General features: G+C 37.5%; 20 protein-coding genes. 12 read left to right on the top strand and 8 right to left on the bottom strand.

Translation table 11 applies throughout. The features are described from left to right. Positions 1-191 precede the first annotated feature (191 nt). A complete protein-coding gene (locus tag ASG38_RS15695) occupies positions 192-1,484 on the top strand; it encodes a hypothetical protein (protein WP_157486192.1) in 1,293 nt (430 codons plus the stop codon). Between the two features lie 25 nt (positions 1,485-1,509). On the opposite strand, the gene ASG38_RS15690 is transcribed toward ASG38_RS15695, so the two are convergent. The 3 genes from ASG38_RS15690 to corA form a co-directional block, all read right to left on the bottom strand. Beyond that, entirely contained in the window at positions 1,510-2,070 is a 561-nt protein-coding gene (locus ASG38_RS15690; protein ID WP_056073255.1) for a hypothetical protein, read from the bottom strand. 81 nt (positions 2,071-2,151) lie between these two features. Further along, complete coding sequence (locus tag ASG38_RS15685) at positions 2,152-2,856, bottom strand: DUF1003 domain-containing protein (protein ID WP_056073252.1); 705 nt, start codon at positions 2,854-2,856, stop codon at positions 2,152-2,154. Positions 2,857-2,874: 18 nt separating this feature from the next. Next, positions 2,875-3,957 carry a magnesium/cobalt transporter CorA gene (gene corA / locus ASG38_RS15680; protein ID WP_056073249.1) on the bottom strand — a complete coding sequence of 361 codons (1,083 nt, stop codon included), beginning with the start codon at positions 3,955-3,957 and terminating at the stop codon, positions 2,875-2,877. A gap of 138 nt (positions 3,958-4,095) precedes the next feature. On the opposite strand from corA, the gene hutI reads away from it, so the two are divergent. The 3 genes from hutI to blaCHM are packed head-to-tail and all read left to right on the top strand — an operon-like array spanning position 4,096 to position 6,675. Then, positions 4,096-5,331, top strand: coding sequence for an imidazolonepropionase (gene hutI, locus ASG38_RS15675; RefSeq protein WP_056073246.1), 1,236 nt, complete (start codon positions 4,096-4,098; stop codon positions 5,329-5,331). A 3-nt stretch (positions 5,332-5,334) separates the two neighbouring features. After that, positions 5,335-5,895, top strand: a complete 561-nt coding sequence (locus tag ASG38_RS15670; protein WP_056073243.1) for a hypothetical protein — start codon at positions 5,335-5,337, stop codon at positions 5,893-5,895. A gap of 27 nt (positions 5,896-5,922) precedes the next feature. After that, positions 5,923-6,675, top strand: coding sequence for a CHM family subclass B1 metallo-beta-lactamase (blaCHM, locus tag ASG38_RS15665; protein WP_056073240.1), 753 nt, complete (start codon positions 5,923-5,925; stop codon positions 6,673-6,675). A 99-nt stretch (positions 6,676-6,774) separates the two neighbouring features. Here the strand turns inward: blaCHM and ASG38_RS15660 are convergent, their stop codons facing one another. Continuing rightward, entirely contained in the window at positions 6,775-7,656 is an 882-nt protein-coding gene (locus ASG38_RS15660; protein ID WP_056073237.1) for a hypothetical protein, read from the bottom strand. A gap of 108 nt (positions 7,657-7,764) precedes the next feature. Here ASG38_RS15660 and ASG38_RS15655 point away from each other — a divergent pair, with 108 nt between their 5' ends. The 8 genes from ASG38_RS15655 to ASG38_RS15620 all read left to right on the top strand — a co-directional run bounded on the left by ASG38_RS15655 (position 7,765) and on the right by ASG38_RS15620 (position 18,715). Continuing rightward, entirely contained in the window at positions 7,765-8,805 is a 1,041-nt protein-coding gene (locus ASG38_RS15655) for a formimidoylglutamase (RefSeq protein ID WP_056073234.1), read from the top strand. After that, on the top strand, positions 8,806-9,480 hold the full coding sequence (locus tag ASG38_RS15650; protein WP_056073232.1) for a response regulator transcription factor: 675 nt from the start codon (positions 8,806-8,808) through the stop codon (positions 9,478-9,480). Positions 9,481-9,483: 3 nt separating this feature from the next. Continuing rightward, positions 9,484-10,836: a HAMP domain-containing sensor histidine kinase gene (locus tag ASG38_RS15645; protein ID WP_056073229.1), complete on the top strand. Its 1,353-nt coding sequence runs from the start codon at positions 9,484-9,486 to the stop codon at positions 10,834-10,836. A gap of 95 nt (positions 10,837-10,931) precedes the next feature. Continuing rightward, entirely contained in the window at positions 10,932-12,218 is a 1,287-nt protein-coding gene (locus tag ASG38_RS15640; protein ID WP_056073226.1) for a TolC family protein, read from the top strand. Between the two features lie 27 nt (positions 12,219-12,245). Continuing rightward, positions 12,246-13,322, top strand: a complete 1,077-nt coding sequence (locus ASG38_RS15635; RefSeq protein ID WP_056073224.1) for an efflux RND transporter periplasmic adaptor subunit — start codon at positions 12,246-12,248, stop codon at positions 13,320-13,322. A 7-nt stretch (positions 13,323-13,329) separates the two neighbouring features. Then, on the top strand, positions 13,330-16,419 hold the full coding sequence (locus tag ASG38_RS15630; RefSeq protein WP_056073221.1) for an efflux RND transporter permease subunit: 3,090 nt from the start codon (positions 13,330-13,332) through the stop codon (positions 16,417-16,419). A gap of 161 nt (positions 16,420-16,580) precedes the next feature. Beyond that, entirely contained in the window at positions 16,581-17,834 is a 1,254-nt protein-coding gene (locus tag ASG38_RS15625) for a DEAD/DEAH box helicase (protein WP_056073218.1), read from the top strand. Between the two features lie 50 nt (positions 17,835-17,884). After that, positions 17,885-18,715 (top strand): endonuclease/exonuclease/phosphatase family protein, encoded by an 831-nt coding sequence (locus ASG38_RS15620; RefSeq protein WP_056073215.1) that lies wholly within the window; start codon positions 17,885-17,887, stop codon positions 18,713-18,715. A 1-nt stretch (position 18,716) separates the two neighbouring features. On the opposite strand, the gene ASG38_RS15615 is transcribed toward ASG38_RS15620, so the two are convergent. The 4 genes from ASG38_RS15615 to ASG38_RS15600 form a co-directional block, all read right to left on the bottom strand. Next, positions 18,717-20,924 (bottom strand): ATP-binding protein, encoded by a 2,208-nt coding sequence (locus tag ASG38_RS15615; protein WP_056073213.1) that lies wholly within the window; start codon positions 20,922-20,924, stop codon positions 18,717-18,719. 69 nt (positions 20,925-20,993) lie between these two features. Continuing rightward, positions 20,994-22,688, bottom strand: coding sequence for an energy-dependent translational throttle protein EttA (ettA, locus tag ASG38_RS15610; protein ID WP_056073210.1), 1,695 nt, complete (start codon positions 22,686-22,688; stop codon positions 20,994-20,996). Between the two features lie 116 nt (positions 22,689-22,804). After that, positions 22,805-23,254: a GNAT family N-acetyltransferase gene (locus ASG38_RS15605; protein WP_056073208.1), complete on the bottom strand. Its 450-nt coding sequence runs from the start codon at positions 23,252-23,254 to the stop codon at positions 22,805-22,807. A gap of 132 nt (positions 23,255-23,386) precedes the next feature. Further along, a complete protein-coding gene (locus tag ASG38_RS15600) occupies positions 23,387-24,112 on the bottom strand; it encodes a hypothetical protein (RefSeq protein ID WP_056073204.1) in 726 nt (241 codons plus the stop codon). Positions 24,113-24,445: the final 333 nt, after the last annotated feature.

The following is a 24,445-nucleotide window of genomic DNA, read 5'->3' as shown; positions in this document are numbered from 1 at the left end:
TGAAAGTTGAAAAATAGAACTAGTAAAAAGCCTGAAGTAAACTTCAGGCTTTTTTATTTTATCAGATTCTTTTCAAACCCATCCACATACTATAATTATTTTTTTACGTTTTATTTAACATGCAAAAAAACTTTTTGTAGGTTTTTTCTATTTCGGAATTATTTATATTCGTAATCATCAAACAAATACAAATGACTAAGACTCACCCCCTAACCGAGAAAAAATGGTCGGATATCCGAAAATTTTTCACCCTGCTTCTTATTTTCTATCTGTTTTTTTACATGTTTCCTTTTCCCTTCAACCAGATTTATGGAGTCGATATTCTGACTGGTTGGTATGCGGATGGTATTGATGCCGTAATCCTTTGGGTAGGGAAAAACATATTACAAATCAAAAACCTGCAACAGATACTTAATACTGGCAGTGGCGATACCACCTTTGATTATGTAAGTCTTTTTACTTACATGTTGCTTGCTTTTCTTGCTTCAACTATTGTCTTTTTTACTACCAGAAAAAGAATCAATTACGACAGACAATATTATTGGATTATAGTATATGCCCGTTATTATCTGGGATTATACCTTATTGTCTATGGCTTATTTAAACTTCTTGAAGGACAGTTTGTTTTTCATGATTTTGGACGCCTTGAAGAAAATTTTGGTGATGCTACTCCAATGGGATTACTCTGGACATTTATGGGACATTCCAAAATATATGGAGGATTTACAGGTATTATTGAAGCCGGAGCCGGTTTTTTATTACTTTTTCATAATACCAAAACATTAGGCGCTTTGCTTAGCGTGGCCGTAATGAGCAATGTAGTATTGATGAATTTCTGTTTTGACGTTCCTGTAAAGTTATTTTCAAGCCACCTGCTACTCATCTCCATCATTATCTTAATGCCTAATCTGAAAAAACTTTATAACTTCTTTATACTCAATAAGACCGAAACATTAGACCACTGCAAACTGGTTTTCGAAAACAAATGGAAAGCAAGGGCTAGAGGTCTTGGAAAAGCATTATTGATTCTCGGTTTCAGCGCCTACATTATTTTTACGGGTGTTCAAAATATGTATACTAATGGCTCATGGGCACCGGAAGCTCCTCTAAAAGGCAGCTATCATACAACTGCTTTCTACATCTCTGAAAACGATTCGCTAAAAAAGACAGAAGACAAAAAAACACTGTGGAACAGGCTGCATATTTCCGGAAACTATGGCAGTATCCGTACAGAATCCGACAGTACAAATTATTATGCTATAAAAATTGATACGCTTAAAAATACAATAGAATTTAAATCCTATCGCGATACGACAGACATCTCCGTATTGCATTATGAAGAAAAAGCACCAAAAACATTTCTTTTAAAAGGAAAATTCGGAAAACAGAACATCCAGGCAGAATTCAATAAAAAGTCATTAGATGATTACCGTTTGGTCAATACCGGCTTCCATTGGATACAGGAATACCCGAATAACCGATAAGGAACTGTTTACAATAACAATTACATTAATTGCCTGATTTTTCTATCATTGCTTTTAATGTAATTGTTGTTATATCATCTTTGTATTTTTCGTCTTTTAATCTTTCAGAATAGTTGAAATATTTTGCAATCTCAGTAGCTTCTTCAAATGTTATTGATTTACACTTGTTTAGAAATTCAATATTGTCAATTAATTTTAAGAGAATATCGTTTCTAAGCCTGTCTCTTTGTTCTCCGATAATTAATAGTTTCTTTAAGAGATGAAACCTGTTCATTATGGTGGAGTTAAAATCATCATTGTCGCTTTCTGTACTTCCTTCTACAATGCATTCTGTAAATATTTCGAGTTGATTCGTAGTCCAGTTTTCTAATTCAATTTCCAATTCTTTCCAGTCTTCATCTGAAAAATAGTGTTCTAATATTCTGACTACTGTGTCATTTCCGCCGCCATCTTGCCATACATCACTGTCTACAATCTCATTTTTTAATATATAAGCATACAACTCGAGAATGGCAGGATTAGAAGTTTCCGTCTTGCAGTTTTCTTTATATTTTTGTTTAAACAAGTCGAAATCTTTTGCCTGCATTTTTTTCTTTTTCTGCGGTATTACTAATCCTCTAATTTTTAATCGTGGTTGACAACTATCTACAGATATTCTACGCTCGATCTACTCTTTTTTTTTGCTTTCTATCTTTTTCAAAATATCCTCCATCATATCCATCTGGATTTTTTGGATTTCAACCAATGATTGTTCCTGGTGCAATAAAAGATGGTCAATTTTTTCATGAAGCATTCTGATTTCCAGTTCTGATTTTAGATTGATCATATAATCTTTTTTGGCTCTTTCACGGTCTTTTTCCTCCTGTCGATTCTGGCTCATCATAATGATAGGTGCCTGCAATGCTGCAATACACGACAGAATCAAATTCAAAAGTATAAACGGATACGGGTCAAAACCTTTGTTTAATAATACAAACACATTGCCAGCAATCCACAGAAAAAGAAAAGCCATAAACGAAAGGATGAACGTCCAGCTTCCGCCAAAAGAGGCCACTTTGTCAGCGATTTTTTGACCTAACGTAAACTCCTGAATTTCATCATCCAGCTTATCAGACAAAATCGTATTGTCATTAAGCGCCTTTAATACCGTCTGCTCCATTTCAGAAAGCTCACCTGTTTCTTTCAGGAGCATTTCGGCAATATATCTCTCGCGAAAAGAATGGAGTTCTCCGATTGACATACATTTGTCATCTTCAAAATCGGGATAGTCCAGTTTGATAAAATCCAATATTGATTTTCGAACCAGATTGGCTGTAACTTTTTCAGTTTCCGGAAACTCTTTGCCTGAAATATCGCTTTTAAATTTTTTCATGAGATTGAGAGTTGATGGTTAGAACCAGTGTTTTTTTCTGAAATAATAGACCATACCAAGTACTGTCAAGAACATTACGCCAAGGACTACGAAATAGCCATTCTCCATTTTGAGTTCCGGCATGTTTTCGAAATTCATTCCATAAACACCCACAATAAATGTAAGTGGCATAAAGATTACAGAAAATATGGTGAGTGTTTTCATGATCTGGTTCATGCGCTGGCTTTGAGAGGAAAAGAATACGTTGGATGCACTATCCAGTGATTTCAAATCATAATCAATCTGTTCCAAAAGTTCAAGGCTTTTTTGATAAAGGCGTTCAAAAAAAGCATAATTGGATTTTTCAATGCTTCCGAAACCATCATCATTTTGGTGGGTTTTCAAATTAAAAAGGGCATCACGCAACGGGATGATAGAACGTTTCAGGAAATTCAGATTCTCACGCTCCTTTTCTATGTTTTCTAAAAAAACAGACTTATAACTGTTTTTGGCTTCCACAAGCAACGCTTCAATGCCGTTTTCATAACTTTCTATCGTTATAAAAAAGTTTTCCATGACAGCATCCAGCAAAAGATACAGCAGATAATCACTTTTCTTCTTACGGACAATACCGCTATGCGTCTTGATTCGTTCGCGAATGTGCGTAAAAAAGTCGCTCTTTTTTTCCTGAAAAGAAACCAGCAGGTTGTCCTTCAGCAAAAAACTAATCTGTTCAACCCTAACAACGGCCGATTCTTCTTCCTGCAAAATAGATTTGATACTGAAAAAAAGAACGTCGTCAAGCTCGTCCATTTTTGTCCTTCTCGAAACATTCAGTATATCGCCAATGATAAAATTCTGGATATTTAAAAGTTCGCCTATGTCCTGGATTAGTTTTACATCATGAAGACCATGCACATTAAGCCATTTGACATCCTCGGCCTGCAACGGGTCTTCAATTTCTTTGCGTACGCGGTCAAGTGAAACTTTTTTATATTCTTCATATCCCAAATCATCATATACAAACAGCTGCATTTCAACCGTATCTGTATTATGGATGCCTGTATATTCAAAATAATTGGGCTGTACTTTTCGGACTTCCTTATAACGTATTCTTCTCAAGACATTTTAATTTGTTATAAAGATAGGAGTTTTTAAAATTCCATTTTACATTTACAAAAATATTTCCGCCTGATATCGGGGAGCCTGAAAAGCTGCCAAACCCTACTCTATCGGGTCAATTTGCAAACATTACAAAAGATGAAAACACTTCTGATTAACATAAAAGAATTACTTCAGGTAAGGCCTACTCCTATTGACAAGGTTTCCGGAACGGATATGGCAACGCTACCTGCCATCCAAAATGCCTTTCTTCTTATTGAAAACAATCTGATTAGCGATTTTGGAAAAATGGAAGACCTTCCTAAGATTCCTGAAGCTCAAATTATTGATGCAACCGGAAAAACAGTACTTCCAGCCTGGTGCGACAGCCATACACATATTGTATATGCCGGAAATCGCGTACAGGAATTTGTTGACCGCATCAACGGTTTGTCGTATGAAGAAATTGCCAATCGCGGTGGTGGTATTTTAAATTCGGCAAAAAAATTAAATGAAACTTCAGAAGAAGAAATCTACGAACAATCCAAAGAACGCCTGGAAGAAGTCATGAAACAGGGTTCCGGAGCTGTAGAGATAAAATCAGGCTACGGACTAACAGTCGAGGGCGAACTGAAAATGCTCCGCGTTATCAAAAAATTAAAAGAAAATTATCCGGTAGCCATAAAAGCTACTTTTTTGGGTGCCCATGCCTTTCCTAAAGAATTTAAAGAAAATCATTCCGGCTATATTGATGTTATCGTGAATGAAATGCTTCCAAAAATAGCCGCAGAAAATCTGGCCGATTATATCGATGCTTTTCTTGAAACGGGTTATTTTTCTGTTGAAGAAACAGAAAGAATCATGGAAGCCGGAAAGAAGTATGGTTTGCCTGCCAAAATCCATGTCAACCAATTTACAGCCATCAACGGGATTGAAGCCTGTGTAAAACACAATGCCCTTTCTGTTGACCATTTGGAAATCGTAACCGATGAAGATATTGAAATACTGAAAAATTCCGATACGATGCCGGTTGCATTGCCTTCCTGCTCCTATTTTATCAGTATTCCATATACGCCAGCCCGAAAAATGATGGAAGCCGGACTGCCATTAGCTTTGGCAACTGATTTTAATCCCGGAACCACACCGTCCGGCAATATGAACTTTGTAGTGGCAACAGCCTGTATTAAAATGAAAATGACACCGGAAGAAGCGATTAATGCCGCTACTATTAACGGAGCCTATGCCATGGGACTTTCAGAAACCCACGGTTCTATTACCAAAGGAAAACGTGCCAACCTGATTATTACCAAACCAATCACTTCTTTTTATCAATTGCCGTATGCTTTTGGTACCAATTTGATTGAGCAGGTGATTATTGAAGGTAAATTGGTTTGATAAATGAATCATTATCTGTACAAAAACTTCATAGTTGAAGTACTGAACGAACCTACATACGAATTGGGGTCAACGAATAAGGATTTCAACTATGAAAAGATTTTTTTCAGCGATGACGGACAAGAATATTATCCTACGTCTAAACATGGAATTAAAATTTACAGAGATAATCAGGTCATCACCGGTTCTCTGCTAATTGGTTCAGGTGGAGCAACAGGAGTGTATCAAAATTCATCTTTAATTGACGATAATGAATTACTCATTTGCTGTTGTGATACCGTATTTTGCATAGCGCTTCCAACTCTGGATTTAAAATGGAAAACAAAAGCTGATTGGGCAACATGTTTTAGAATCTTCAAACAGGACAATGACTACATTGTACATGGAGAAACTCAAATTTCAAAACTTGATAAAGGCGGAAATATAAAATGGGAATTTGGCGGTGCAGATATTTTTGTTTCATTAGATAATGAAGAAGTGTTTACAATTGAAAATGATGGTATTTCACTTATTGACTTTTCAAAAACAAAATACAAGATAAATTTTGATGGAAAATTGGTTTGAAGTAAAACATTTTAATAACTATAAACAATGATTAAAAATATCTTTACTGCTATTTTATTCTATTTTATTGCCATAAGTTGTAATTCCCAGAAAAAAGACAATTTTAAAGCAAAAGAAATTTATAAATCTGATAATCTGACCATTACTCAAATATCAAAAAATTCTTTTATCCATACTTCATTTAAACAAACCAATGATTTTGGCAATGTTCCCTGTAATGGACTCATAGTAAGAGACAATAATGAAACTATTGTTTTTGATACGCCAGTCAATAACACTATTTCGGAAGAATTAATAAAATGGATAAATGACATTCTTCATTCAAAAATTAATGCCATTATTCCAACTCACTTTCATGACGACTGTCTTGGAGGATTAGAAGCATTTCATAATCACAATATTCCTTCTTATGCCTATATTAAAACCGTTGAATTAGCCAAAGAAAATAATTTTACTATTCCTAAAAATAGCTTTAATGATTCCGTAATATTAAAAGTGGGAGATAAAGAAACCATTACAAAATTTTTCGGAGAAGGCCATACAAAAGACAATGTTGTTGGTTATTTCCCAAGTGAGAATATATTATTTGGAGGATGTTTATTAAAAGAACTAAAGGCAAGTAAGGGATATTTAGGAGACGCCAATATTTCCGCCTGGTCAAAGACGGTTGAAAAAATCAAAAAGGAATATCCTGATGTAAAAATTATCGTTCCGGGACACGGAAAATATGGAAACCATGAATTACTTGATTATACCATTAAGTTATTCAAAACTCAATAAAATTTTAGCTATTAGCAGAATAGAACGGAAACCATGATTAAAAAAAGGAGCCAATTGGCTCCTTTTCTATGCAGTTTAAGTTTTGGTGCTTTGTTTGTCTTATTTCAGCGTAAAGCTTGTTTTTGAAACCAACGTTCCTTTGTCAAAAATATTTACAAAGTAGGTGCCTTTTTCAAAATCTACGCCATTGCCATCCAAAAATTCGCAGACATCTACTGCTTTATTTTCATAGGCCACTGTAGTTGTGAAGCTGTAAGTCAATGACATATCACCAAAAGCTTCTGTCTTTTTCTCACCTAACACGTTGTTTTTGCTGTCGATGATTTGAACGTAGTACAGCTTGTTTCCTGATTTGGCAACCTCATTTTGCGCAATAGCAAAACAAACTTTAAGCTTATCCGCTCTTCTTGCTCTTTCGGTTACAACCTGTTTTCCTGAACTTCTTTCTTTGATGGCTTCAGTTCTTAAATTCATTACTGTTAGCTTCGAAGCTTTTTCAACGGTTTTGGCCAGATTTTCATTTTGAATGACCAATGTGTCGTTAAATCTCTTAGCTTCTCCTAAGGCCATAGAAATACTGTCATTTTTGGAAGCTAAAAGCGAATTCTGATTTTTCAGTAATCCGTTTTCTTTCGCTAATGCATTAAATTTGGCGTTAAGAGCATTGTATTGGCTTTGGTATTTTTTCAGAGAAGCCACGTCTCCTTTTGATTTTTCGAGGTCAGCCATCAGTTTGACAACTTTTTCTCTTTCTGCAATCAGCTCATCCGATATGGATGTGTTTTCTGCGATAGCAGCATCTAATTTGGTTTTCAGAGCGGCGAGGTCATTCATTGCAGTCTCTTTGTCCTTGACTAAAAGAGTTTCTGTAGATTTTGCATCGCTGCTCATTTTGTACATGTAGACTAAACTCCCCGCGAGCAGAATTGCCAAAACGACGATAATCGCTTTTAAGCTCGAATTGCTTTTTTGATTTTCCATAATAGTAGTGGTAATGGTTTAAACAAATTAAATAATTTTTTGGGGGATTTATAAGACACTTAACGTAAGTTTATATAATTATATTATTTTTGAACCTAAATATTTTTTATGGAAAAGCTTATTCCCTTCACTGTGCACGATTTAGCAAGAGTAACTAATTTTCGAAGCGGTGAGGTCAAATTTGGCGAAAAAATGCAGACCATCCCAAAAGGGGCGGATGCTTCAGAATACCTAAAAAATTCCGATGCGAAATTTGTGTTGTTCGGAATTCCGGAAGACATTGGCGTACGGGCCAATTACGGACGACCGGGAGCTGCTTCTGCCTGGGAAAGTACTATAAAAAGCATTGCCAATATCCAGCACAACCGCTTTAGCAAAGGCAACCAGATTTTAGTCCTGGGCCATTTGGATGTGGCCGAAGAAATGAAAGAAGTAGAAAATCTGGATTTTAATATTATTGAAGAACGCAAACAGCTTTCCAAAGTAGTAGAAAAGATTGACAAGGAAGTTTCGCATATTATTTTCAATATCGTTAAAGCCGGAAAAATTCCGATTATTATAGGTGGCGGACATAACAATGCCTATGGAAATATCAAAGGAACTGCTCTTGCCAAAGGAAAAGCCATCAATGCAGTTAATTTTGACGCCCATTCCGATTTCAGAATATTGGAAGGAAGACACAGCGGCAACGGTTTTTCGTATGCGTATGAAGAAGGCTTTCTGAAAAAATATTTTGTTTTTGGGCTACACGAAAGCTATACCTCCAAAAGTGTGCTGCATGAAATAAAAAAACTGGAAGACAGGGTTCGAATCAATACCTATGACGAAATCAACATCCGCAAAGAAAAAGATTTCAGATTGGAAATGGAAAGAGCGTATTCGTTTATCCGAAATGACTTTTACGGTATCGAAATTGATTTGGATTCCATTCCCGGAATACCAAGCAGCGCGATGACATTGAGCGGCTTTTCTGTAGAAGAAGTACGTCAGTTTATCCATTTTTTCAGCCAGGACCCAAATGCGTGCTATCTCCATATTTGCGAAGGAGCTCCTGATTTGGGAGATTCCAAAAATAGCCATCTGGTTGGAAAATTAATAGGTTATCTTGTAACCGATTTTATGAAAGCCAAGAGCGAAATAGAAAAATAGATGAATATACTTCTCATTGAAGACGACAAACGAATCAGCGATTTTGTAATCAAGGGACTGGAAGAAAACGGTTTTTCCGTTACCCTTGCCGTTACCGGAGAAATTGCACGCGAAATGGTGTCGGAAAACGAATGGGATATCATCCTGATGGATATTATGCTGCCCGGCATAGATGGAATACAGCTTACGAAACTCATCCGATTCAAAAAAAACCATACCCCTATTCTGGTATTGAGTGCGCTGGATGATGCAGACAATAAAGTAGCTGCCTTAGATAGCGGGGCTGATGATTATCTGGTTAAGCCTTTTCATTTCAAAGAATTGATTTCGAGGATAAATGCGTTGACAAGAAGAACCAAATTCAATTATAAAGAAAAAGAACAGGTTTATTTTTGCCATAACCTGACGGTCAATCTTGACGAGCATTCCGTTTTTCAAAATGACCAGCCTATTGATTTGTCGCCAAGAGAATACAAACTGCTTTTGTTTTTATTGGAGAACAAGAACAAGGTCGTTTCCAGAACACAAATCCTAAATGCCGTTTGGGGCATCCATTATGACAATAATACGAATGTGGTAGACGTATATATTTCTTATCTTAGAAACAAAATTGACGAAAACCAGCATAAATTCATCCATACCATCAAAGGAACCGGCTACATGCTCAAAGAATAGTTTATGAAAATCCGAAACCGCTTAACGTTAATCTCATCCCTTACTTTTGGATTTGTTTTCATTATCGCGTCGGTTTTGATTTATTTTGCATTCTACAACAGTTCTGAAAAGGTTGTCTTTAAAGAATTGCAGAAAACCTGCCTGCTCTCTGCCATCTATTATCTTGAAAAAGATGAACTCCCGCACTACGAACACTCCGCTATTAAAGAACAATTTGAGGAGAATATCCAAAATGATATCGTTCGGGTTTACGACCTCAATAATGTTATTGTTTATGGTGAAAAGGAAGCCGACAGGAACATAAATCCTACGAATCTTAACTTTATCCGCAAAAACAAAAAACTTAGCTTTAAGTCCAACAACCACTTTTATTACGGAATCTTTTATAATGACAACCAGGGAGATTTTGTGGTATTTGTAAAAACAAAAAGCGAAGTATTCAAGTCGCAAACCAACCGATTGCTGGTTATTATGATTGTCGTTTTATTTGGTGGACTATTTTTGATTTTCCTCCTAAGCCGGTTACTTTCCAATATTGCGTATCGCCCAATTACAAATGTTATCAACCAGGTTAATTCGATGGAATTAAGCTCCTTAGATGACCCTATTTTATCTTCTAATACAAATGACGAAGTACAGGAACTGATAGCCACATTCAACAATCTTTTGAGCCGTCTTTCGGATACTTTTGCCATACAAAAGAATTTTATCAACTACGTTTCACACGAGTTTAAAACGCCTTTAGCTTCAATTTCCGGAAATCTGGAAGTTTTTGCCCAAAAGGACAGAACGCCGGAAGAATACCAAAAAGTAACTTCGGAGGCATTGGAAAATGTCTACCATATCGAAGAAATACTAAACAATCTCATGATGCTTTCCGGACTGAAAACTATCCATCAGGAAAATGAAACTTTCCGTATTGATGAAACCGTTTGGGACATCAACGACCAGATTTTTGAAACACACGAAAAGCAGGAAATCGGTATTGATTTAGACGTAAAAAATGAGGAATTGCTATCTGTTAAAGGTAATGAAGTACAAATCAGGCTGGCATTGTACAATCTGATAGAAAATGCCGTAAAATATTCAGAAGGAAATCCTATAAAAATTTCACTTTCAGAGGTGAACAATCAACTTCAAATTATAATAGAGGATTATGGGAAAGGTATTCTAAAAGAAGACCTGAACTACATACAGCAGACCTTTTATCGTGGCAAAAATGTAGGCAATATCAAAGGAAGCGGTATTGGACTTTCACTGGCAACTATTATTTTTAAACAAAACAACATACAGTTTGCAATTCATTCAGAAGAAAACTCCGGAACCCGTATTACACTACTGTTCCCAAAACTCTAATCGTTTTCTAATGTTGGATTAATCTACTTCTAATGCGGCTCAAATAGGGCTATAATCTTTGCGATATAGATTTGCAGTCATAAAATAGACTCAAATTGAAACGCATTTTTTTTACCGCCATTTTTACAAGCTTTTGCCTATCCGGCAAAGCACAGAATACTACAGCAAGAGATACCATATCGGTTTCCAGAGCTGAAGCCGAAACTATTTTTCTAAAAAACAACCTGAGACTGCTGTCTGAAAAGCTGAATATCGACCAGGCAGAAGCTCAGGTAATCCAGGCCAGATTGTGGCCGAATCCGCGTTTGGAAGTGGGTGAAATCAACTTATGGTCAAATGCAAAATCAGAACAGCTTCCTCCCATTTTTGGAAATTGGGGAAAAACTTCTGAAGTAACTGTTGGTTTGGAACAACTCATCTATACCGCACGAAAAAGAAAGAAGCAGATTGAAATGGAAAAAGTAGGCGTAGAAATTGCACAGGAATATTTTCAGGACTTCCTGCGTATTCTAAAAGTCGAATTCCGAAACAACCTGACGCAGTTACAGTATACTCAGGAAAAACAGAACCTGTATAAAAAGCAACTGACTTCTATCCAAAAACTTCTTACTGCCTATTCCAATCAGGCGAAACAAGGGAATATCAGCAAAAGCGAATTCATCCGTCTGAAAGCCTCCGAACTCGAATTTGTAAAACAATTAAGCGATTTGCAAAAAGAAAACAACCAGCTCCAAAAAGAACTCAAAACGCTGATGAACCTTCCTCCGCAAAGCTATCTTAAAATAAGCATAGACAAATTCGTACCGGATTTGGATAAAGTAGCCAATATCAATCTTGCTGAACTGGCATCTGCTGCTTTGGAAAGCCGTCCGGATGTAAAGGCATCGGTTCTTGAAGAGAAATACAATAACCGGAAATATAAATATGAATTGTCACAACGCACACCTGATGTCACTTTATTAGCCAGTTATGACAGAGGTGGAAACATCATGAATGACTTTGTGGGTGTGGGATTTGCCATAGACCTTCCCTTTTTCAGCAGAAACCAGGGAAACATCAAATCTGCCAAAATAGAAATCCAAAAAAGCCAGTATATGAAAGAAGAAAAAAACAATCAGGCACAGAATGAAGTCATTCAGGCTTATGAAGATTTGGTCGTATCCAAAAGATTATACGAAAATATCGAGGCCTCTTATGAAAAAGACTTAGACCTGCTTTTGGAAAGCCATCAGAAAAACTTCACCTTGAGAAACACCAGCATGCTGGAATATCTGGACTTTGTCAATGCTTATCTCGAAAACAAAACCATCATTCTGGATTCTAAAAAAGAACTGAATGAACATTTTGAGGAACTGCAGTTTGTAATAGGCAAAGAGCTTTAATCTTCTCTAATTCAGAAAACACATATCATGAAATATATCTATTTAATGCCATTAGCGTTGCTTTTCAGTTGTAACGAAAAAGAAACTGTTACTGAAAAAAACGAAAAATTCTGTCTCAACGACGACCTTAAAAAGAAAGTCACCATTGAAGAAATAAAAAGAGAACCCGTTTCAGAAACTTTTACGCTGACCGGAAATGTTACTTACAATTCTGATAATGTGATACAGTTTACAAGCCTCATTAATGGCGTGGTAACCAACACTTATTTCTCTTTGGGCGATTATGTCAAAAAAGGACAGGTATTGGCCGAAATTAAAAGTACGGAACTTAACGGATTACAATCTGAAAATAAATCGGTTGAATCACAATTGGCTGTAGCACAGCGACAGCTTGCCTCCGTGAAATCAATGTTTGAAGACGGGATTGCATCCCAAAAAGACCTTATTCAGGCAGAAAGCGAAGTCAAAGTGCTGAAAGCTTCACTTGAAAACATAAAAAGTAACCTGGCATTGTATAGTGCTAGTCCTGAAAAATCTGTGTTCCAAATCAAGGCTCCGTCCAATGGTTTTATAGTTGCCAAAAACATGAGCTCAGGAATGCAGATTTCTTCAGGCAGCGAACCCCTGTTTACCATATCCGACCTGAATGAGGTTTGGGTTATGGTTAATATTTATGCAACGGACATGCAGAATATCAAAGAAAATATGGAGGTAAAAATCAAAACATTGGCTTATCCGGATGAAGTCTTTAGCGGAAAAATTTCGGCTTTATCACAAGTATTCGATGCTGAAGAACATGTCTTAAAAGCACGAATCGTGATGAAAAATACCGACTTGAAGCTAAAACCGGGCATGTCTGCTGATATTATCCTGAACAAATCCAACGCTTCTGCTGAATCCTTACTTGCGGTACCGGTAAAAGCTGTGATTTTTGACGACAATCAAAATTTTCTGGTTGTCTACAAAGACGATTGCAATCTTGAAATCAGACAGGTAGACCCTGTAACTAAAAACAGGGAGGTCGTTTATTTCGACAAGGGAATCCAGGAAAATGAAAAAATTATTTCTAAAAATCAGCTACTGATTTATGAAAGCCTAAAATAACATTACAATGCAAAAGCTAGTACAAAGTATAGTAGCGTTCTCGCTCAAAAATTCGCTTATCGTATTCTTTGCAACCGTGTTGTTGTTTGCCGGAGGAATCATAAGTTATATGCACACTCCTATTGAGGCATTTCCGGATGTCACCAACACAAGAGCGCGAATCATCACGCAATGGCCGGGACGAAGTGCCGAAGAAGTAGAAAAATTCATCACCCTGCCCATTTCAAAGCAGATGAATACCATCCCGAAAAAAGCGGAGGTTCGTTCCATTTCGCTTTTCGGATTGTCTGTTGTTACGGTTCTTTTTAATGAGGACGTAGACGATTTTTATGCCCAACAATATGCCTCCAACAGAATGGCAAGTGTTAGCCTTCCCGAAGGAGCCGATGCTGAGATTGACCCGCCTTATGGTGCCACCGGCGAAATTTTCCGTTATGTTGTAAAGGGCGACCTGCCTATAAAAGAACTTACTGCCATACAGGACTGGGTAATTGAACGGGAATTGGTTTCGGTTCCGGGTGTTGCTAACGTAGTAAGTTTTGGTGGAGAAGAAAAAATCTACGAAATAAAAATCAATCCGACAGAACTTGTCAACTATGACCTCTCGCCTCTTGACGTTTATGAAGCGGTTTCCAAAAGCAATATCAATGTGGGTGGTGATGTCATACAGCGTGGTGACCAGGCTTATGTAGTGCGTGGTGTAGGCTTACTGGACAATATTGACGATATCGGAAACATACTGATTGAAGTAAAAGGTTCTACTCCTATTCTGGTAAAACACGTCGCAGAAGTAAAAATTGGTTCTAAACCCCGATTAGGACAAGTAGGATTAGACAATAATGACGATTTGGTAGAGGGAATCGTTGTCATGCTTCGCGGAGAAAATCCTAGTGAAGTCATTGCCAACCTAAGAACCCGAATCGACGAACTGAATGAAAGAATCTTACCAAAAGGTGTAACCATTGAATCTTTTATAGACAGAACCGAATTGGTCAACACCACCGTCCATACGGTTACAAAAAACCTGATTGAAGGTGTATTGCTCGTTTCGCTAATTGTTTTCATCTTCATGTACAACTGGCGTACGACCGTTATTGTTGCCTCTGTAATTCCGCTTTCGTTTTTGTTTGCCATCATCATGTTGCGCATACAGGGACTTCCGGCCAACCTGATTTCTATGGGTGCGCTTGATTTTGGATTGCTGCTGGAAGGAACGCTCGTCATTGTGGAACAGGTTTTTGTCTCGCTCGAAAAGAAAGCGCATAAGGTGGGAATGCAGCGTTTCAACAATATGTCAAAAATGGGACTTATCAAAAAAAGTGTGGGAAGCGTGGCAACCTATATTTTCTTTGCCCTAATCATATTAATCGTTGCCTTGTTGCCTATTTTCTCTTTCCAGAAAGTAGAAGGAAAAATGTTCTCGCCGTTGGCATTTACTTTGGGCTATGCTTTAGTAGGTTCATTGATATTGAGCCTTACTTATGTTCCAGCGATGTGCAAGGTGCTGCTAACCAAAAACATTGTTGAAAAGGAAAACAGGATTTCCCGATTCTTTAGAGAGAATCTTTATAAAATGTTCCAGTGGAGCGAAAAGCATCGCAGGGCTACCGTATATGGTTTTGCAATCCTGCTTGCCATTTGCTTTGGACGATTTATGTTCTATGGTTCAGAGTTTATTCCTAAACTGAATGAAGGAGCCATCTATATTCGCGCTACGTTACCAAACAGCATCAATCTTGATGAATCCGTACGTCTCACCAAAGAAATGAAAACGAAGCTCCAGAAATTTGACGAGGTAAAATTCATCCTTTCCCAAACCGGAAGGCCAAATGACGGAACCGATCCAACCGGCTTTTTCAACATTGAATTTCACATGGAACTGAACCACCAGAACGAATGGAAAAGGAAAATTTCAAAAGAAGACCTGATTGCTGAAATCAAAGAAAAGCTTGAAGAATATCCGGGTATCAATTTCGGGTTCAGTCAGCCAATTCAGGATAATGTTGAAGAATATGTAGCCGGAGTAAAAAGTCCGTTGGTTATCAAAATATTTGGTGATGATTTGTTCAAACTGGAAGAATATGCCAATAAGGTAGCCAAATCAATTGCTCCTGTAAAAGGTATTGAAGATGTGAATGTGTATAAAAATATTGGGCTGCCGGAATTGCGAATCCAGTTGCATGATTCAAAAATGGCGCGCTATGGCGTAAAAACTTCTGATGCTCAGGCAGTAATTGCGATGACAATTGGCGGTCAGGCGGCAACTACATTCTATGAAAACGAACGTATGTTTGATGTTAGAATCCGTTTTGAAAAAGAATACAGAGACTCTAAAGAAAAAATAGAAAATATCCTGATTCCTGCGATGGACGGTAAAAAAGTGCCGCTGCGTGAAATTGCAACGGTCAGCTATCAAACCGGGCCAACCTTTATTTACAGAGAAGGTAACAGCCGTTACATTGCCATTGGTTTCAGTATTGAAGGACGTGATTTGGGCAGTACTATCGCAGAAGCCCAGAAAAAAGTAGCTGCCGAAGTCAAGCTTCCGAAAGAAAACACCATGAAATGGGCCGGTGAATTCGAAAGTAAGGAACGTGCTTCCAAACAATTAGCAATTATTGTTCCGGTGGTATTATTATTTATACTGTTCCTGCTGTATTTCAATTTTGGAAACATGAAAGACACATTGATTGCAACCAGTACGATTCCGTATGCCTTTGCGGGAGGTTTCCTTTCGTTATGGATGACAGGAACCATCTTCGGGATTTCCGCAGGTATTGGTTTTATTATCCTTTTTGGAGTTAACACTATTAACGGAATCATTTTGATTGCCGTCATGAAAGATAATCTTCGGGCTAAAATGCCTTTAAAGCAAGCCATTTCCGAAGGTGTTTACAGCAGAATTCGTCCCATTGTGATGATTGCGCTGATGGGTTCCATGGGTCTATTACCTGCGGCGCTTTCATCAGGGATGGGTTCCGAAATCCAAAAACCTTTAGCCATTATGATTGTAGGCGGCCTGCTTTTCTGTATGATTTTTTCATTGACTGTCCTGCCGCAGGTATTTTATATCGCCTATAGAAAAAAACATGAGTAGTTGCATGTTGGTTTGTTTTATTTTTGGTTAATAGGGTTCAAAGCTCCAATTATTGGGGCTTTGTTCTTTTTGGGAGGTAAAAAACAAAAGGAATCCGTTTAATAATTAAAGACTATCTTTGCCGCATATTTGCAATTAATGCAACTATTAAATTTGATTTTATGTTATTTGAAGATTTATCTCTTTCTAAAAGTATACAAACAGCCGTTCACGAACTTGGCTACATTGAAGCCACTCCTATCCAGGAAAAATCCATCCCGATTATACTGGCCGGAAATGATTTGGTAGGCTGTGCACAAACCGGTACCGGAAAAACCGGTGCTTTTGCTATTCCTATTGTCCATCATTTGCACCGTATTGTAGGTTCCGCTAAGAAAACAAAACAAATCAGGGCGCTCGTTGTTACGCCTACCCGCGAATTGGCCGTACAAATAGGACAAAGTTTTGACGCCTATGCAAAATATACCAATCTGGTACAGCTAACCATTTTTGGTGGTGTTTCGCAAGTGCCACAAGTAGAACTCCTAAAAAAAGGCGTTGACATCCTAATCGTTACACCGGGAAGATTGCTCGACCTTCACAAACAAGGTTTTATCAATCTTGACCACCTTCATACCCTGGTTCTGGACGAAGCCGACCAGATGCTTGACATGGGGTTTATCCATGATGTGAAAAAGATAGTAAAGCTTACTCCAAAAAACAGGCAGACGCTTTTATTTTCGGCTACTATGCCAATGGCTATCCGCGAATTGGCTGAAACTTTTCTGAACCAACCGGAATATGTTTCCGTTTCTCCTCCGTCAACAACAGCTGAAACTGTAGAACAGCGTATTTATTTTGTTCATAAAACTGACAAGCGAAAATTATTATACCATTTAATCCGAAATGAAAAAATTTCTGATGTACTTGTTTTTGCCAGAACCAAACACGGTGCTGACAACGTTGTCAAAGCGCTAAGAAAACAGGGCGTAGCTGCTGAAGCCATTCATGGTGATAAATCACAAAATGCCAGACAGCGCGTATTGGACAGTTTTAAGAGTAAGGAAGTTGGTGTGCTTGTTGCTACCGATATTGCGGCAAGAGGAATCGATATTGACAAGCTGCCTTACATCATCAATTTTGATCTTCCTAACGTTCCGGAAACCTACGTGCATAGAATTGGAAGAACCGGACGTGCCGGAAATGGTGGTATTGCCATATCATTCTGTTCCAAAGACGAAGAAGTCTACTGGAAAGATATTCAGCGACTCATCAAAGTCAATGTCAAAACAATTGGCGACCATCCCTATCCGTGGAAAGACGAAGAAGAACCTAATCCGGATGCAAAACCTGATTTCCGTCATAAAAATAAATCTAAAGGAAATAATTCGAGAAAATCGGATGCCTCAAAAAAGAATAAGAAACGCTGGTATTAACCAGCGTTTTTTGTCTTAAATTTGTATTTCTGATATAATCTCCTCATACCATGAAATCTGTTTTTCTTTTTCTTCTGCTTGCAAGTCAGGTAACATTTTCTCAAGACCTTAAAATCATGAGCTACAACATCCGTCTCGATACCCAAAGTGATGGCGATAACCAATGGTCAAAACGAAAAGAATTCCTGACAGACCAGGTGAAATTCTATATGCCGGATTTTATGGGTGTACAGGAAGCATTACCGCAACAGATGAGCTATATTGACAGTACGCTAACCGGTTATGGTTTTATTGGGAAAGGCAGAGACGATGGAAAATCAAAAGGGGAACATAGTGCTATTTTCTATAACTCTGATAAGTTCAAACTTTTGGAAGAAAACACTTTCTGGCTGTCTGAAACTCCTGAAAAACCATCAAAAGGTTGGGATGCGGCCTACAACAGAGTATGCACTTACGGTTTGTTCCAAAACAAGAAAAACAAAAAGAAAGTATGGGTATTCAATACGCATTTTGACCATGTTGGTGATATTGCCAGAGCCGAAAGTTCTAAACTTATTTTAGAAAAAATCAGAAAAATTAACAGAGACAATCTTCCTGTTGTCCTTACCGGCGATTTCAACCTTGAAGCTGATACGCAACCATTGCAATTGATTAAGGAACAAATGGACGATGCCCAAAAAGTATGCAGAGGCATTGTATTTGGTCCCGAAGGTACTTTTAATGCTTTTGAATTTAATAAGCCGGTGACTACAAGAATTGACTATATTTTTATCAACAGGAATACGATGGAAGTTGTCAAATTTGCCACATTGAGCGATTCAAAAGATTGCCGTTATCCATCTGACCACCTTCCGATTTATGCCGAAATCAATTTCAGATAAGCTAATGTACATGTTTAGCAATCTGGCTGTTAATAATCTGAAATAAACGCAGAGGTTCAAATGGTTTTATGAGGATGTCGTCCATTCCGGACAATTTGGCTTCGTCTGTAATTTCATCCTTATCAAATGCAGTAAGCGCAATTACAGGAATGTCAATACCTTTGTCGCGAATCATTCGTGTAGTTTCAAATCCGTTAATGACCGGCATATTAATATCCATCAGGATAGCATCAAAATTTTCCTTGTCAAGAATTTCAAGAGCGGCATAACCGTCATCAACAACAACGCATTTGTAATTGTTTTTCTCAATGATTTTTTTGGTCACCATCTGGTTGATTTTGTTGTCTTCTACCACCAGAATTTTATAGGAAGAACTATTGGTCGTATCAACATCTATGTTTTCAATATAAGATTTTGTGGCATTGGCATCATATTCAAAAGGAATAATAAATGTTACTGTTGTGCCCTCACCTTCCTTACTTTGCAGTTGAATCGTACTTCCTAAAAGCTCCAAAAGACGTTTTACGATAGACAAGCCAAGCCCTGTTCCCTGATAATCTCCTTCCTTCCGGTCTATCTGTACAAATTTTTCAAAAATTTTGTTCTGGTTTTCTATCGCAATCCCACAGCCATTATCCACAATCTCAAATTTGATGTGATGTATATTGCCTACCTTTTTCACCAATGCTGCGGTTAATCGTATAGTTCCGTTTTGTGTAAATTTTAAGGCATTGCTGGTAAGATTTACCAAAATCTGTGACAAACGCAGCTTATCGCCTATCAGATATTCCGGTATTTCTATACCTACATCAATGAGTACTTTATTTTTGTTTTTGATGGCAATGAACTGTAAGGCTTCCTTGACCTTTTCAATTTCATCCATAATATTGAGCGGTAATTCCTCCAAAACAATTTTCTTATCTTCTATTTTATGAATCTGAAGCAGGTCATTGACAAGCGAAAGAAGATAACGCGCCGAAAACTTTAAAGAGTTGATATGCGGGCTATTTTCCAATTCTTTATGTTCGTCCAGAATTAAATTGGTAACTCCTATGACGCCATACAAAGGAGTCCTCAATTCGTGGGTTACCGTAGAAATAAACTGGCTTTTTAATTTGGAAGATTCTTCGGCCTTGTCTTTTGCAATTTTTAATTCGGCATTACTTTCCAAAAGCTGCTGGTTGACTTTTTTTCTGTAGATACTGTTTTTATAGAAAGTATAAAGCAACAGAAGTAAAATGATAAGGATAGCCAGGAATAGTATAACGATGATTTTGGAATTTTTCAGATTTTCCTGCTGCGCATATTTTTCGAGTTCAATTTTATCAATTTTTCTTCTTGATTCATCCAATTCAATCTGAACACCTGCTATCTGGGCACTTTTCATTTTTTCATGATTGTGCAAATCATCTTTCAGCTTTTCATAGTTGACTTTATTCAGATACGCATTTTTATAATCTTTTATTTCATACAGGTGTTTTGAATATTCGGCATAAGCATCTGCCAGAGCATTTTGTTGTTTGTATCTGATTCCGTAATCAATTGCTGTCCTGAAATAAAAACCGGCCCGCCTGGCATCTCCCTTATTGCTGTAATACATTCCTAAGAGATTGTTTACAATCACTCTCGATTCTATATCGCCATATTTATCCAGATGCTTTTCAACATCTTTAACATAGGGATAACCCTGTTCAAAATCTTTTTTATTGAAATAAGCCCAGGCCAGGTTCATTTCAGTAAAGATAATCTCTGTGGTATCTTTTCCTTTATTGGCGTATTGTAATGATTTTTTATAATTGTAGATTCCTTTATCGTAATCTTTAATTACAAAATTGTAGATGTTGCCAATATTGTTATGAATCCAATCTTTTATGGTGTCATTTTTGGTCTTCAGTGAATATTGGAGTGCCTTATTATAATAAGCAAGAGCCATTTTCGTATTCAAAAGCTCTTCATGGCAACCGGCAATAGTATTGTAGGACATCGCAACATAGTCATATTGCTTGTTTTTGTAAGCCAGATTGAGAGCCTGTTTTGAAACCTGCAGCGATTCCATATATTTCAGGTCTATGAGTAGGCCATCTGCTTTGCATATGAGATCATAAATCTTAACCCTTACTTTGTTTAATGAGTCTTTCTCCTGTGAAAAGGACTGATTGTAAAAAAATAATGAGATAAGAACATATGAAATTATTCTACTTCGGGGCATAGATAATTTTTATCCAAATATACTTATATAATGAAAAAATCCCGGTATGAACCGAGATTTTGTTACTTTTTAATTTCGTATTAATTTTTTGTACTTGATACGTTTTGGTGTCAGGTCGCCACCCAGGCGTTTTTTCTTATTTTCTTCATAATCAGAGAAGCTTCCTTCAAAGAAATAAACTTCAGAATTTCCTTCGAAAGCAAGAATGTGTGTACAGATTCTGTCCAGGAACCAACGGTCGTGGGAAATAACCACTGCACAGCCTGCAAAATTCTCAAGACCTTCTTCCAAAGCACGAAGCGTATTAATATCCAAATCGTTGGTAGGCTCATCCAGAAGCAATACGTTTCCTTCTTCTTTTAGGGTCATTGCCAGATGCAATCTGTTTCTTTCTCCACCGGAAAGCGTACTTACTTTTTTATTCTGGTCGCTTCCTCCAAAGTTAAATCGGCTCAGGTAGGCTCTTGAGTTTACCTGCTTTCCTCCCATCATGATTAATTCCTGTCCATCGCAGAAGTTTTCCCAGATAGATTTATTAGGGTCAATATTAGAGTGGCTTTGGTCTACGTAAGCAATCTTAACCGTTTCTCCAATAGTAAACTCTCCTTTATCCGGAGTTTCCTCGCCCATAATCATTCTGAAAATAGTGGTCTTACCGGCACCGTTTGGCCCAATAATACCCACAATTCCGGCTTGTGGCAAAGTAAAATTCAAATCTTCGTATAAAAGCTTGTCGCCATAGCCTTTTGCTACGCCTTTAGCCTCAATTACGTTTGTTCCCAAACGAGGTCCGTTCGGGATATAGATTTCCAGATTTTCATCCAGTTGTTTTTGGTCTTCGTTTAAAAGCTTGTCGTAGTTTTGCAAACGCGCTTTTTGTTTGGTCTGGCGGCCTTTGGCTCCCTGACGTACCCATTCCAACTCTCGCTCCAATGTTTTTCTTCTTTTGGAAGCCACTTTCTCTTCCTGTGCCATTCTGTTTGATTTCTGGTCAAGCCATGAAGAATAGTTCCCTTTCCACGGAATACCTTCACCTCTATCCAATTCCAAAATCCAACCGGCAACATTATCTAAGAAATAACGGTCGTGGGTTACGGCAATTACGGTTCCGGAATATTGTGCAAGGTGCTGCTCTAACCACAATACGGATTCAGCATCTAAGTGGTTGGTAGGCTCATCCAGCAAAAGTACGTCCGGTTGTTGCAATAAAAGTCGGCATAATGCCACACGTCTTCTTTCTCCTCCTGAAAGCACTTTAATTGGTGTATCCGGTTCCGGAGTACGTAATGCGTCCATAGCTATTTCCAGCTTGGTATCGATTTCCCAGGCACCCAAAGCGTCAATCTTGTCCTGAAGTTCAGCCTGACGGTCCATCAGTTTCTGCATTTTGTCTGCATCTTCATAAACTTCCGGTAATCCGAACTGGTCGTTGATTTTGTTGAACTCGTCTAAAACAGCCATGGTTTCAGCCACACCTTCTCTTACAATTTCAATTACGGTTTTGTTTTCATCCAGTTGCGGCTCCTGCTCTAAATAACCAACGGTATAACCCGGTGCAAAAACCACATCACCCTGATAGTTTTTATCTACTCCGGCGATGATTCTTAATAAGGAAGATTTTCCCGAACCGTTAAGTCCGAGAATACCGATTTTAGCTCCGTAAAAGAAACTAAGATATATATTTTTTAATACCTGTTTGTCGCTGCTTTGGTAAGTCTTGCTTACTTTCTGCATCGAAAAAATTACCTTCTTATCGTCTGACATGAGTTTTATTTATTTTATACGTTAATTCGTGTTCACAAGCTACAAAGATAGTCGGAAATAGAAAGAAAGCAAAAAACACCTCAACAGAAATTATCAGGGTAAAATATTGCCCTCCTTTATACTTCTATCTGATAGATTCTCGATTCTTCTTCCCAGGGATGGTAACCTTGTCCAATGTATCGGAAACCATATTTTTCGTAATGACCAACATGGTCGGTACACAGATTCAGGTATTTGAATCCGCCAGTTTTCGTATCCTGTTTTGCCTTTTCTAAAAGCAGGGCTGCATAATTGTTTCCTCTATGTTCTTCATCAATGTATAAGGCGCAAATCCAGGGATACAAATCTCCGCGACTGATAAAATCGTTGGTTATCAATCCTGCGCAGCCTATTATTTCATTGTCTTTTTCCAACAGATACCATTGTGGCAGAAATTGTTCGGCACCAATGCAGTTTGAAATACAGTCTTCATACATGATAGGTGAAACTTCAGGCCAGCTTTGCTGAAGGTATTTTATGGCTATGTCTTTATATTCAGGCTCTTGCCTTACGGATAGTATTCTCATTTTAAATTTAATTTATAGTTGCGGCTCTGCGCCTTTGCGTGAAAATATCTCGCAAAGGCGCAGAGCCGCAAAGATATTATTAGGTGTGGGCAAGACTTAAAAAAGAACTGGATTTTTACTTATTGGGTTGCCTTAGTTTTTTAGTTTTCTGAATTCTTCTTTTTTTGAAATCAAAAAATCGGTTATTTCCAATACGTTATTATTATTGATAAGAGTTGACGTCTTAGCATCGGCATAACAGAATTCAAGGAAAATTTCTATTTCATCTTCTTTTAATTGTAAAGTATTGAGAAAAAAGTCTTTATTGAAATTATCAGAAATATATTCCTTCATTTCTATGTTGGATATTACCTTGTCTTTTTTCTTACCCTTGAAAAGATTTCCAACCATTTTACCTATGGCTACAAAATCAAGACCGTGAATTATGGCACCGTTGTAGACCATCATATTCGTTGGAGAATTCAGTATATTATCTACCGAACGCAGTGGAGCTACAGCCGGAGGTTCTGGTTTCACATCATCTACTTCTTTTTTAATCTCTACTTCTACCAACTGTATCGCTTCCTGGTTCATGTTTGTTTCAACACCCGTTTTTCCAAAATCTTTCTGATTAAGAGTAACCCTTCTGGATGTATAATTTTTTCCTGCAAAAATCAGAACATCGCCAACTTTTGCCTTGATAGAAAATTTTCCCGAAGCATCTGTCACAACCACTGAACCGCTTGTTTGATTGATAACTTCAATTCCGGCAGTTGGAAAACCCTCGGTGGTTACCTTTCCATGCACTGGGTTTTCAGACTGGCTGAAAGCAAGCTGAACTGCAAATAAGAATAGAGCAATAAGAGAAGTAATTTTCATCAATTCAGTAACGGTTTAAAATTATATAAGCCTTTCAAAAATAAGCTTTTTCTTTCATCATTGGATTTGGGACAATTCTTTTACAACAAAATTAACGTCTTTCTGCTGTTTTAAATGACCATGCACAAGTTTTATGGTAAATTGATTTGCCCTACTGACTTAAATAAATTCTCTTTTACATATAAAACAAACTTAGTAACTCAGTAGCTTAGTCACTTAGCACCTTTTTTAACTACAGATTGGAATGATTATACAGATTTCTTTTAAAACAACTTCCTCTTGTACACAAACACATAAACTTAGCACCTTTGAACCTTAGCATCTTAGTACCTC

Source organism: Flavobacterium sp. Leaf359, assembly GCF_001423985.1.
Taxonomy (GTDB): Bacteria; Bacteroidota; Bacteroidia; order Flavobacteriales; family Flavobacteriaceae; genus Flavobacterium; species Flavobacterium lindanitolerans.
Note: the sequence above shows the minus strand (reverse complement) of the source record. Positions and strands in the feature narration are given on the sequence as shown.